Annotated in this window: 10 protein-coding genes and 1 pseudogene; 6 read left to right on the plus strand and 5 right to left on the minus strand. The window is 65.2% G+C overall.

Annotated features, from left to right (window positions below; all coding sequences use genetic code 11):
- Together Q0C59_RS15025 and Q0C59_RS15030 are read right to left on the minus strand one after the other, a co-directional pair.
- Positions 1-1,001: enoyl-CoA hydratase-related protein (locus Q0C59_RS15025; protein ID WP_291216805.1), on the minus strand; the 1,001-nt coding region annotated here is incomplete at its 3' end.
- A 112-nt stretch (positions 1,002-1,113) separates the two neighbouring features.
- The gene (locus Q0C59_RS15030) at positions 1,114-2,043 is read right to left on the minus strand and encodes a helix-turn-helix transcriptional regulator (protein WP_291216827.1); all 930 of its coding nucleotides are present in this window, start codon (positions 2,041-2,043) and stop codon (positions 1,114-1,116) included.
- A gap of 202 nt (positions 2,044-2,245) precedes the next feature.
- Here Q0C59_RS15030 and Q0C59_RS15035 point away from each other — a divergent pair, with 202 nt between their 5' ends.
- Complete coding sequence (locus Q0C59_RS15035) at positions 2,246-3,820, plus strand: 3,4-dehydroadipyl-CoA semialdehyde dehydrogenase (protein ID WP_291216807.1); 1,575 nt, start codon at positions 2,246-2,248, stop codon at positions 3,818-3,820.
- A gap of 140 nt (positions 3,821-3,960) precedes the next feature.
- Positions 3,961-5,526 carry a benzoate-CoA ligase family protein gene (locus Q0C59_RS15040; protein ID WP_291216810.1) on the plus strand — a complete coding sequence of 522 codons (1,566 nt, stop codon included), beginning with the start codon at positions 3,961-3,963 and terminating at the stop codon, positions 5,524-5,526.
- A gap of 8 nt (positions 5,527-5,534) precedes the next feature.
- On the opposite strand, the gene Q0C59_RS15045 is transcribed toward Q0C59_RS15040, so the two are convergent.
- On the minus strand, positions 5,535-6,386 hold the full coding sequence (locus tag Q0C59_RS15045) for a GNAT family N-acetyltransferase (protein ID WP_291216812.1): 852 nt from the start codon (positions 6,384-6,386) through the stop codon (positions 5,535-5,537).
- Between the two features lie 152 nt (positions 6,387-6,538).
- A complete protein-coding gene (gene apbC / locus Q0C59_RS15050) occupies positions 6,539-7,630 on the minus strand; it encodes an iron-sulfur cluster carrier protein ApbC (protein WP_291216815.1) in 1,092 nt (363 codons plus the stop codon).
- Positions 7,631-7,781: 151 nt separating this feature from the next.
- On the opposite strand from apbC, the gene metG reads away from it, so the two are divergent.
- Positions 7,782-9,836, plus strand: a complete 2,055-nt coding sequence (gene metG / locus Q0C59_RS15055; RefSeq protein ID WP_291216818.1) for a methionine--tRNA ligase — start codon at positions 7,782-7,784, stop codon at positions 9,834-9,836.
- A gap of 71 nt (positions 9,837-9,907) precedes the next feature.
- On the opposite strand, the gene bamE is transcribed toward metG, so the two are convergent.
- Positions 9,908-10,426: an outer membrane protein assembly factor BamE gene (gene bamE, locus Q0C59_RS15060; RefSeq protein ID WP_291216820.1), complete on the minus strand. Its 519-nt coding sequence runs from the start codon at positions 10,424-10,426 to the stop codon at positions 9,908-9,910.
- A gap of 100 nt (positions 10,427-10,526) precedes the next feature.
- On the opposite strand from bamE, the gene Q0C59_RS15065 reads away from it, so the two are divergent.
- The 3 genes and pseudogenes from Q0C59_RS15065 to Q0C59_RS15075 form a co-directional block, all read left to right on the plus strand.
- Entirely contained in the window at positions 10,527-12,170 is a 1,644-nt protein-coding gene (locus tag Q0C59_RS15065; RefSeq protein ID WP_291216823.1) for a SulP family inorganic anion transporter, read from the plus strand.
- A gap of 70 nt (positions 12,171-12,240) precedes the next feature.
- A complete protein-coding gene (locus Q0C59_RS15070) occupies positions 12,241-12,453 on the plus strand; it encodes a DUF3460 family protein (RefSeq protein WP_291216825.1) in 213 nt (70 codons plus the stop codon).
- A 15-nt stretch (positions 12,454-12,468) separates the two neighbouring features.
- A pseudogene (locus Q0C59_RS15075) lies at positions 12,469-12,650 on the plus strand (segregation/condensation protein A); the annotation flags it as partial.

Consider the following 12,650-nt stretch of genomic DNA (forward strand, 5'->3'; position numbering starts at 1 on the left):
CGCAGGCACAGGATGGCGTCGTCGAGTTCGCGCGTCATCTGCAGCGGCCACCAGGCAGCACCCGCGGCTTCAATGGCTGCGATGTCCTGCGGCTGCGCGCCGGTGGGCGCTTTCAGGGTGATGGTGGCGCTGCGCTTGGCGCGGTCGATCGCCACGTTCACGAACGCGTAGCTCAGGCCGTTGGCGCTGTCGGTGCGTGCGATGCGCGGCAGGGCCACACCTTTGCCACCGGCGGGGCGGTCGCTCTGCGCAGCCAGTGCTGCGGCGCGTTCACTCACGTGGGCGGCGAACTGCTGGGGCTTGGCGATGGAGTCCACCAGGCGCCAGTCCACCGCCTTCTTGCCGCGCACGCCTTCGCTGGTGGTGCAGAAGATGTCGGCCAGGTCGTGGCGCACGTGGCGCTTGTCGGTCACGCGGGTCAGGCCGCCGGTGCCGGGCAACACGCCGAGCAAGGGCACTTCGGGCAGCGACACGGCAGACGAGCGGTCGTCCACCAGCACGATTTCGTCGCAAGCCAGGGCCAGCTCGTAGCCGCCACCAGCGCAGGCGCCGTTGAGCGCGGCCACGAACTTGAGGCCGCTGTGTTTGGAGGAGTCTTCAATGCCGTTGCGCGTTTCGTTGGTGAACTTGCAGAAGTTCACCTTCCAGGCGTGGCTGGAGACACCGAGCATGAAGATGTTGGCGCCAGAGCAGAACACGCGGTCCTTGGCGCTGGTGACGACAACGGTGCGCACCTCGGGGTGCTCGAAGCGCACGCGGTTGAGCGCATCGTGCAGTTCGATGTCCACGCCCAGGTCGTAGCTGTTGAGCTTGAGCTTGTAGCCGGGGCGAATGCCGGCGTTCTCATCGATGTCGATGGCCAACGTGGCGACAACACCGTCAAATGACAGCTTCCAGTGGCGGTACTGGCTCGGGTCGGTGCGGTAGTCGACCGTGGTGGGTGCGGTGCTGGTAACGGGGGCGGCTGCAACGGGCGCGGTGGCGATGGCGGTGTCACTCATGGGGTTGTCTCCTCAGGGCGGCGTGGAGGCCCCGACAAACCGGCATTCAACTGCTGGCGGGAGCCCAATGACGTGAATAATAATTCACAATGTCAAAACGGTCAATGCACTTTCATGCATGTTTTGTAACCAAGCCCAGCTTTTCTCTCACCTGCGTCCGCAGCGCCTGGAATGCGTCATCCAGGCTGTAGGCACTGGTGTTGAAGCTCATGTCGGCCTTGGAATAGAAGGCCGAGCGCCCGGCCAGGATGCGTTTCAAATCTTCCATGGCTTCGCGGCTGGCCGCCATGGGACGCATGTCGCCCTGAGCGGCGACGCGGCCCATGTGGTCGGCCGGATCGGCCTGCAGCCACACGGTGGTGCAGTGGGAAAGCAGCAGGTTGAAATTGGCAGCGTCCGACACCAGACCGCCGGGTGTGGCAATCACCACCTCGGGGTAGATCTGGATCGCTTCTTCCAGCGCGCGGCGCTCGTAGCGGCGGTAGGCCGGCGTACCGTAGAGCGAGTGGATCTCGTTGATGCTGCAGCCGGCGAACTTTTCAATCTCGCGGCTGAGTTCGATGAAGGCAAACCCGAGGTCGTCGGCCAGGCGTTGGCCCAGCGTGGATTTGCCCGCGCCGCGCAGGCCAATCAAGGCGATACGCGCGCTGCGGCCGGGGTCGCCGCCGGGCATGGCACCGCCGCCCAGCAGACCCCCGATGGTCACGCGGACGCGGCGCAAATCGGCCTCGCCGCGCCCTTCGAGCAGCTCGCGGATCAGCAGCCATTCGGGTGAGCTTGTGCTCACATCACCGAGCAATTCGGCGAGCGAGCAGTGCAGCGCCTGCGACACCTGCAGCAGCACCAAGATGGAGGCATTGCCGGTGCCGTATTCGAGGTTGGCGAGGTGCCGCTCGGACACGTCGGCCGCCACGGCCACGGCCTTGCGCGTCATGCCGCGGCGCGAACGCAGGGTGCGCACGCGCTCGCCGAGCGCCACCAGAAAGGGGTTTCGGGCTTCCTCTTCCAGAGGAGCGGGATCGACCTGACGGACGGTGGCCATCACGCCGGAATCGTCAGCATCCATGGGGTGCCGGACCTTTCAAACGGGTTCGCGGGATTTCAGTGAAACCCTTCAGGGACTTGCCAAGCGCTGCAACATGCACTTTAATGCACGTCTCGGCGCACGCAAGATAGTGCATTTATAGCGCCATTCTCCACCCGCGAACAGTCCCGGCTGTTCGCTCCACCCGAATTCACCCACCATGACCACCTCCACCCTGCTCCCCAACCACCTCGGCGGCCAATGGGTCACCGGCTCCGGCGCGGGCACGCCGCTGTTCGACCCGGTGCTCGGCACCGAACTGGCGCGCGTGAGCAGTGCCGGACTCGACCTGACCGCCGGCTTCGCCTTCGCCCGCGAACAGGGGGGCGCCGCATTGCGCGCCCTGAGCTACGGTGAACGCGCTGCGTTGCTGGGCGCCATCGTCAAAGTGCTACAAGCCAACCGAGATGCGTACTACGAGATTGCCACCGCCAACTGCGGCACCACCACCAAGGACTCGGCAGTCGACATCGACGGCGGCATCTTCACGCTGGGCTACTACGCCAGGCAGGGCGAGGCTCTGGGCAGTGCGCACGCGCTGCTGGACGGCGAACGCATCCGCATGGGCAAGGACCCGGTTTTCCAGACCCAGCACATCCTGAGCCCAACGCGCGGCGTGGCCTTGTTCATCAACGCCTTCAACTTCCCGAGTTGGGGCCTGTGGGAGAAGGCCGCGCCCGCGCTGCTGTCGGGCGTGCCGGTGATCGTGAAGCCCGCTACCGCCACCGCCTGGCTCACCCAGCGCATGGTCAAGGACGTGATCGATGCGGGCATCCTCCCGCCGGGCGCGCTGTCGGTGGTCTGCGGCTCGTCCGCCGGCCTGATGGACCAGCTGCAACCCTTCGACGTGGTCTCGTTCACCGGTTCGGCCGAGACAGCTCGCATCATCCGCAGCCACCCCGCCGTGGCCGAACGGTCGGTGCGCTGCAACATCGAAGCCGACAGCCTCAACAGCGCCTTGCTCGACCCGGCCGCCACGCCCGAGAGCGAAGCCTTCGGCCTGCTGGTGAGCGAGGTCGTGCGGGAAATGACCGTCAAAAGTGGCCAGAAATGCACGGCCATCCGCCGCGTGTTTGTGCCCCGCGCCCTGTTTGACGCTGCTGCGCAAGCCATCGGCGCCAAGCTTGCCAAAACCTCGGTGGGGAACCCGCGCAATGAAGCGGTTCGCATGGGCGCGCTGGTGAGCCAGGAGCAGAAGGCCAGCGTGATCGAGGGCATTGCCAGACTGCGCCTTGAGGCCGAGGTGCTGTTCGACGGCGGCGGCGCCGCGCTGGTGGACGCGGATGCGTCCTCTGCCTGTGTGGCCCCGGTGCTGCTGGGCTCACGCGAACCTGCGAAAGCCAAGCTGCTGCACGCGGTGGAGGTGTTTGGCCCGGTGGCCACGCTCATGGCGTACGACAGCATTGAAGAGGCTTACGAGCTGATCCGACGCGGCGAAGGCTCACTGGTGTGTTCGGTCTACAGCGCCGACCCGGCCTTCATCGCCACTGCATCGCTCGAACTCGGCTCGGCCCACGGCCGCGTGCACGCCATCTCGCCCGACGTGGCGGCCAGCCACAGCGGCCACGGCAACGTGATGCCGATGTCGCTGCACGGCGGCCCCGGGCGCGCCGGTGGCGGCGAAGAGCTCGGTGGCCTGCGGGCGCTGGGCTTCTACCACCGCCGCAGCGCCGTGCAGGCCAGCAGTGCGGCGCTTGATGTACTTGCAGCTTCCGCAGTAGCGCTGAAGCTCTGAATTCGCTCCTTCCCCCGCTGGGGGAAGGTTGGGATGGGGGCGCGCACGCCGACAATGCCATGTCATGCGTGCCCCCACCCCAGCCCTCCCCCAGAGGGGGAGGGAGTCGGTCACACAAACCCGGTAGAGGAGACAAACCCATGACCACCAACCACGTCGCACCGCCGCCAGAGCGCTTCAACTTCGCGCGACACCTGCTCGCGCTCAACACCGGCCGCGCGAACAAGACCGCGCTGATCGACGACCAAGGCTCACTGACCTACGGCGAACTCGCCGACCAGGTGCAGCGCTTCGCCGGCGCGCTCACGTCGCTGGGCCTGCGACGCGAAGAGCGCGTGCTGCTGCTCATGCACGACAGCAGCGACTGGGTGGTGGCCTTTCTCGGCGCGCTGCACGCCGGTGTGGTGCCGGTGGCGGTGAACACGCTGCTGACCGCGCAGGACTACGCGTACATGCTGGCCAACAGCCGCGCACAGGCCGCGTTGGTGTCGGCCGCGTTGCTGCCCACCTTGCAGACGGCGCTGGGCTCAAAGGCCAACGAGGTGAAGCACCTGATCGTTTCACGCACCACCGATCGCCTGCCCGCAGGTGCACACGATTTCGCCACCCTGGTCGCGAACAGCGCACTCGCGCAGCCGGCCGACACCCATGGCGACGAGCCCGCGTTCTGGCTCTACTCCAGCGGCTCCACGGGCGACCCCAAGGGCACGGTGCACACCCAGGCCAACCTGTACTGGACGGCCGAGCTGTACGGCAAGGGCGTGCTCGGCCTGCGGGAGAACGACGTGGTGTTTTCTGCCGCCAAACTGTTCTTCGCCTACGGCCTGGGCAACGCGCTGACCTTTCCGCTGAGCGTGGGCGCCAGCGTGGTGCTGATGGCCGAGCGGCCCACACCGCAGGCCTGCTTCAAACGTTTCACGGAACAGAAACCCACGGTGTTTTACGGCGCCCCTACTGGCTATGGCGGCATGCTGGCCAGCCCCGACCTCCCGAAGAAAAACGACGTGGCGCTGCGCCTGTGCTCCTCGGCCGGCGAAGCGCTGCCGCAAGACATCGGCCAGCGCTGGACCAACCACTTCGGCGTCGAGATCATCGACGGCATCGGCTCCACCGAGATGCTGCACGTGTTCCTTTCCAACCGCCCGGGCGATGTGCGCTACGGCACCACCGGCAAACCGGTGCCGGGCTACGAGATCGAGCTGCGCGGAGAAGACGGCCAACCCGTGCCCGATGGAGAAATCGGCGATCTCTACATCAAAGGCCCGAGCGCGGCGCTGATGTACTGGAACAACCGCGCCAAAACCCGCGACACGTTCCAGGGCGGCTGGACCAAGGCCGGTGACAAGTACACGCGAGATCAGGATGGCTACTGCACCTACGCCGGGCGCAACGACGACATGCTGAAAGTCAGCGGCATCTACGTGAGCCCGTTTGAGGTGGAAGCCACGCTGGTGCAACACCCCGCCGTGTTGGAGGCCGCCGTGATCGGCAAAACGGATGCCGATGGCCTGACCAAGACCAAGGCCTTCGTGGTGCTCAAGAACGGCGTGCAGGCCACCGAAGCCGAGCTCCAGGCCTTCGTGAAGGAAAAGCTCGCGCCCTACAAGTACCCGCGCTTCATCGAGTTCCTGCCCGAACTGCCCAAGACCGCCACGGGCAAGATCCAGCGATTCCGGCTGCGCGAACGTGAGGCACCGACCGCCTGATGCCTTGATCAGCCGACTTCGAGCGTTGTCAATCCGTAGAGGCGCGAGAGCGCCAGTTGCGGCGCCGGACCCCGGTACATGCGGGCAGTGGGAAAGGTGGCCTCCATCCCCTGCGTCAGGGCCAGCCGGGTGGCCTGGAGGTTGCAGTCCGGCACGTCCATGAAAACCGGTTCCACCAGGGGAACCCGCGCGCACAGCGCTTCGAACAAGGCCTCGGCAATGCCTGGCGTGTCTGCACACAGCGGTGCGAGTTTGTAGCCTTCGCGACATGCCCGCACAACGCCATAGCCGCGAAGCTCACCGCCTTCCCACCAACCCAGCGAATGGCTTTGCGGCATCCGTATCCAGGCGCGCAGGAACGCGGGGCGCGGCACCGGATGAAAGGCGGCATCGTAGGCGGCCAGCCGGTCGAAGGGCAGCGACGACAGCGACACCACACGCCGGTCCTGCACCACCGTCTCCCGGCCCCGTCCCTTGTAGCGCACGTTGTACCAAGCCTGCTCGAATCCGCCCCGACGGTAGTTGTCCTGCTGGGCCACAACGCCGTCCAGGCCGAGCACGCGGCCTTTGACATGCTCCTGGGCCGCATTCCAGAGGGCCCGTCCCAGCCCATGGCGGCGCAGGGGGGGCTCAACGATGTAAAGCCCTATGAACCCATGGTCCGATCCATACCGCACGCAGGCGATCGACGCCACGGGCCCTTCATCGAGCCAGCCCATGAAAAATCCCTCGGGGTCGATGCCGTACAAAGGGTCCAGGTCGTACAAGCCGGGGTTCCAACCTTCTCGGGCGGCCCACCGGATGGCGGTGGACAGATGGCTGCGGCTCATGCCGCGAATCTGGTAAGTCGCAAAGGGCAAGGTGTGCTCCAGGGGGTATACGGCATCACATCGCAAACCCAACGGTCACGCCATACTTCATTGGCAGTAGTTTTTGGGGTGTCCGGACGTGAAAAAGCCGGCGCTGGGCCGGCTCCTTCAGGGACATCGGGCTCTTCGAGCGGACCGCCGGATCAGGTTTCCTTGGAAATCTTGATGCTCGGAAACTTGTTCGAGAAGTCCTTGGCCTTGGCCGCGATCTTGATGGCGAGCTGGCGTGCCACCGACTTGTACAGGCCGGCGATCTCGCCATCGGGATCGGCCACCACGCTGGGCATGCCGCTGTCGGCCTGCACGCGGATGCTCATGTTCAGCGGCAGCGCGCCCAGGTAGTCCATGCCGTACTCGGCCGCCATGTTCTTGCCACCATCGGCGCCGAAGATGTGCTCCACATGGCCGCACTTCTCGCACACGTGCACCGCCATGTTTTCCACGATGCCCAGGATGGGCACGCCCACCTTTTCGAACATCTTGATGCCCTTGCGCGCATCGAGCAGCGCAATGTCTTGCGGCGTGGTGACGATCACTGCACCGGTGAGCGGCACGCGCTGGCTCAGCGTGAGCTGGATATCACCCGTGCCGGGGGGCATGTCGACGATCAAATAATCGAGGTCTTTCCAGTTGGTCTGGCGAAGCAGTTGTTCGAGCGCCTGCGTGGCCATGGGGCCGCGCCAGATCATGGCTTCGTCGCGGTCGATCAGAAAACCGATCGAGATCACCTGCACGCCGTAGTTCTCCAGCGGCTCCATGGTCTGGCCATCGGCGCTTTCTGGCCGGCCTTCCACGCCCATCATCATGGGCTGGCTCGGGCCGTAGATGTCGGCGTCCAGAATGCCGACTTTCGCACCTTCGGCGGAGAGTGCCAGCGCCAGGTTGACGGCGGTAGTGCTCTTGCCCACGCCACCTTTGCCCGACGCCACGGCAATGATGTTCTTCACGTTGGGCATGACCTGCACGCCGCGCTGCACCGCGTGCGCCGTGATCTTCATCGTCATGTTGACCGAGACGTTGTCAACACCGGCGACCGACTTGGCGGCGGCGATCAGCGCCTTGCGAAACACCGGCATCTGGCTCTTGGCCGGGTAGCCCAGTTCCACATCGAAGGCCACATCACCATCGGTGGTTTGCAGGTTCTTCAGCGCCTTGCTGGTAACGAAGTCGCGTCCGGTGTTCGGATCGATGACGGCTTGCAGCGCGGTCAGCAGCGCCTGGGAATCAACGGACATGGGAAAACTCGCTTCAGAGAGGGGTGGGGGTATCGGGTCGGGCTGAAGTCTAACGCCCCACCCCGGCCGGGGTCATTCACACAATCGCCATGAGGACATCCACGGCGCCGGCGGCCTAAAATCGCGGGTTCCCCAGAAGAAAGCCCATCCCATGAGCCAGCGACGCCTGTTCGTCACCACCGCCCTGCCCTACGCCAACGGCCACTTCCATATCGGCCACATCATGGAATACATCCAGGCCGACATCTGGGTACGGTTCCAGCGCATGCAGGGCAACGAAGTGCACTTTGTCTGCGCCGACGACGCGCACGGTGCGCCCATCATGATTGCGGCCGACAAGGCGGGCAAAACGCCGCAGCAGTTCGTGGCCGACATCGCAGCCGGCCGCAAGCCCTACCTCGACGGTTTCCACATTGCCTTCGACAACTGGCACAGCACCGACGCGCCCGAGAACCACGAACTCGCGCAACAGATCTACCGCGACCTCAAGGCCAACGGCCTGATCGAAACCCGCACCATCGAGCAGTTCTTCGACCCCGAGAAGAACATGTTCCTGCCCGACCGCTTCATCAAGGGCGAGTGCCCGAATTGCCACGCCAAGGACCAGTACGGCGACAACTGCGAGGTCTGCGGCAAGGTCTACAGCCCCACCGAACTGATCAACCCCTTCTCTGCGCTCTCGGGCGCCAAGCCGGTGCTGAAAAACTCGGAGCATTTCTTCTTCAAGCTCTCCGACCCGCGCTGCCTGGCCTTCCTGGAACAGTGGACGCAAAGCGGCGCGGTGCAGCCCGAGGTGCTCAACAAGATCAGCGAATGGATCGAACCCGGCGAAGACGGCAAACCGAAGATGGGCGACTGGGACATCAGCCGCGACGCGCCCTACTTCGGCATCGAGATTCCCGACGCTCCGGGCAAGTACTTCTATGTGTGGCTGGACGCCCCGGTGGGCTACCTTGCGTCGCTCAAGAACTGGTTCGGCAAGAAGGGGCTGGACTTCGACGCCTTCATGGCCGACCCGACCACCGAGCAGTTCCACTTCATCGGCAAGGACATCATCACCTTCCACACGCTGTTCTGGCCCGCCATGCTGCATTTCAGCGGCCGCAAGGTGCCCAACGCGGTGTTCGTGCACGGCTTCCTCACGGTGAACAACGGCGAGAAGATGAGCAAGAGCCGAGGCACCGGGCTCGATCCCATGAAGTACCTTCAGCTCGGCATGAACCCGGAGTGGCTGCGCTACTACCTGGCCGCCAAGCTGTCGGCGCGCAACGAAGACATCGATTTCAATCCCGACGACTTCCTCGCCCGGGTCAACAGCGACCTGATCGGCAAGTACATCAACATCGCCTCGCGCGCGGCCGGCTTCATCGCCAAACGCTTTGGCGGCAAGCTGGGCGAAGTCTCGGCCGACGGCGACAACCTGATCGACCACCTGCAGACCGCCGCGCCTTCGATCACGGCGCTGTACGCCGAGCGCGAATACGGCAAGGCGCTGCGCGAGGTGATGCTGCTGGCCGACCGCGTGAACGCATACGTGGACCAGAACAAACCCTGGGAGCTGGCCAAACAGGAAGGCATGGACGCTCGCCTGCACGACGTGTGCACCGCCTGCATCGAAGCCTTTCGCCTGCTCACGCTTTACCTCAAGCCGGTGCTGCCCGCACTGGCCACCAACGTGGAGGCCTTCCTGCAGGTCGAGCCGCTGCGGTTCAGCGACGCGTCGACCCTGCTCGGCGCCGGCCACACCATCAACGCCTACCAGCACCTCATGCAGCGCGTGGATGTGAAGCAACTCGAAGCGCTGTTCGAGCCACCACCAGCGCCGGCCGTGCCCGCCACCGTGCCCGGCGGCGAACCCATCGCCGACACCATCAGCATCGACGACTTCAGCAAGATCGACCTGCGCATCGCGCAGATCGTCAACTGCGAAGCGGTGGAAGGCTCGACCAAGCTGCTGCGCCTGACGCTCGACGTGGGCGAAGGCAAAACGCGCAATGTGTTCAGCGGCATCGCCAGCGCCTACGCGCCCGAAGACCTGGTGGGCAAGCTCACCGTGATGGTGGCCAACCTGGCACCGCGCAAGATGAAGTTCGGCGTGAGCGAAGGCATGGTGCTGGCGGCCAGCCACGCGGACGAAACGGAAGAACCGGGCATCCACATCCTCAACCCATGGCCGGGTGCGAAGCCCGGCATGCGCGTCAGGTAAAGACCCCCACGCTCCCCCGCTGCCCCCCCAAGGGAGCTGATCCGCCTTGGGACGGCCCGGCGGCGGATCGTCTATCGGTTGCGATCCAGATCCGGGTCGGGCACCGACATCGTGCTGATGACGCGCAAGTCGGTGTCAAAGACTGCCGTGAACACCTTGGAATCGCTCTGGTTGACGCCGTCCAGGTAGCGCCAGTCGTAGTGCGTCTCGCGTTTGAGGTCGTAGGTGGTGACCTTCATCGGTTTGCCCAGCATGCGGCGCACCTCCTCCATCGCCATGCCGGGTTTCACTTGCGCAAAGTTGCGTTCGGTGAGCACCTGGCGCAGCGCAGCCATGCGGCCGTCGGGCCCGATCGTGATCATGTAATTCACATGGCCGGCGGGCTGGCGGTTGTATTCATAGATCTGCGCGCCGTCCTCGCCGTCCCACACCGCCTCGGGCGCTCCGAAGCGCTCTCGCACATCGGCTTCGGTGGACACACCTTCTTCGAGTTCGCTGATGTTCTTCACATCGCACGCCGCGAGCGACAAGGCCGCAGCCAGCAAGGCGACCCAGCATCCCCGGCACACAACACCGTTCAAACCACGCATGCGAACCACCTTCTTCAGGGTGAAAAATTCAGTGTAAACCCGCAGTGTTTGAGGGCTTCGCTGTCAGTTTCACGAACCGTTGCCAAAGGTAACATGCCCCATGTTCCAAGGACTGCCGCCCCTCGCACCGTTCCGCCCGCGACTGCTTCAAGACATCAAAGGCTACAACCGGGACAAGCTGGCGCGCGACGTGGGCGCAGGTGCCACGGTCGGCATCGTGGCACTTCCCCTGGCCATGGCGTTTGCCATCGCCAGCGGTTTGCAACCGGAGGCCGGTCTGTGGACGGCCATCATCGCGGGCTTCCTGATCTCGGCACTGGGCGGCACCTCGATGCAGATCGGTGGTCCGGCGGGCGCCTTCATCGTCATCGTCTACGGCATCGTTGAACGCTATGGCGTGGCCAACCTGCTGATCTCCACCGCCAGCGCCGGCGTGCTGCTGTTTCTGCTCGGGCTGTTCCGGCTGGGCACGCTCGTGCGGTATGTGCCGGTCACGGTGGTGATCGGCTTCACCAACGGCATTGCGGTGCTCATCGCGCTGTCGCAGGTGCGCGACCTGCTGGGGCTGGACATCGAGAAGATGCCGGCCAACTTTTTCGGCCAGATCGAAGCCATTGGCAGCCACATCCACAGCCTCAACCCGTTCGCACTCGGACTCGGTGCGCTGTGTGTGCTGGGCCTGGTGGTGTGGCCGCGCCTGTGGGCGGTCGACTCCCAGTTCCGGCGCCAGCTCGAAGCCATCGAAACGGTGAGTGCGCTCAGGGCCACCTCGCGCATTCCCGGACCGGTGATCGCACTCGTCACGCTCTCGCTGCTGGCCTGGGTGCTGAGCTTGCCGGTGGAGACCGTGGGCACGCGCTTTGGCGGCATTCCACAGGGCCTGCCCACCTTCGACTTGCCCGATTTTTCGTGGGAAACCGTGCGCCTGCTGGTCACGCCCACGCTGACCATCGCGCTGCTGGGCGCCATCGAATCGCTTCTGTGCGCCCGCGTGGCCGACCAGCTCGGTGATGCGCCCAAACACGACCCGAACCAGGAGCTCATGGCACAGGGCATCGCCAACGCAGTGGTGCCCTTCTTCGGCGGCATGCCGGCCACCGGCACCATCGCGCGCACCGTGACCAACATCCGTTCGGGCGCGGCTTCGCCCGTGGCCGGCATGGTGCATGCGCTCACGCTGGCTGCGGTGGTGTTGCTCGCGGCGCCGCTGGCCTACCACATCCCCTTGTCGGTGCTGGCCGGCGTGCTGCTGTTCGTGGCCTGGAACATGGGCGAATGGCGCGAGTTCGCACGGCTCAAGCACTTCAGCAACCACTACCGGTTGATGATGCTGTCCACTTTCTTCGTCACCATCATCTTTGACCTCACGGTGGCGGTCGAGCTCGGCCTGGTGCTCGCGGTGGTGCTTTTCGTGCGACGCCAGAGCGAGATCTTCCGCGCCGAACCGGTGGCGCGCACCGAGCACCAGGCCACCTACAAGCTGTACGGTTCGCTGTTCTTTGGCGCCGTGGCCAAGATCGACCCCATCGTGGCCGAGGTGGAACGATCGTCCGACCCCATCAACGTGATGCTGGACGCCAGCCACATGATCTCGCTGGACAGCACCGGGCTGGACGCGCTGGAACAGTTGCACAAGGCGGTGCACAAGCGCGGCGGGCATCTGGGCATGGTGGGGTTGCACCCGCAGCCGCGCTCGCTGATCGAACGTTCCGGCTTCGCGGCGCGCCTGAACACCTGCGAGTGACCCCGATCCGCCTGGGCCGGGGCGCGGCCCGGTAAAATCGCCCCTTTCCCCGCACCAGGCTACGAACACCATGTCCTTCTTCCGCCGCCCCGACTACAAGTCCGACGCCACGTTGTTCATCGAACAACTCAAGGCCGACAAGCCGGGCCTGGAGCAGTCGCAGCGCCTGGGCCGCTCGCTCCTGTGGGACAAGGCCATCGACCGCGGTTTCCAGTCCGAGGCAGAAACCGCCCGCGTCCCGCAGCAGCCTTACGTCTACCAGACCGGCTCGGACCACAGCTGATCGGCAGCCGCTCAGATGGGCAACGAAGTCCACACCCTGGACGAAGCTCCGCAAGGCCTCGACGCGGTGCTGCCCACCGTGGTGGACCACGTTGCATTGGCCCGCTTGTACGGCGAGCCCCTGTTCGCCATGCCGAGGGACCTGTACATCCCGCCCGACGCGCTGCAGATCTTTCTCGAAGCCTTTGAAGGCCCGCT

The organism is Hydrogenophaga sp. (assembly GCF_022844385.1).
Taxonomy (GTDB): Bacteria; Pseudomonadota; Gammaproteobacteria; order Burkholderiales; family Burkholderiaceae_C; genus Hydrogenophaga.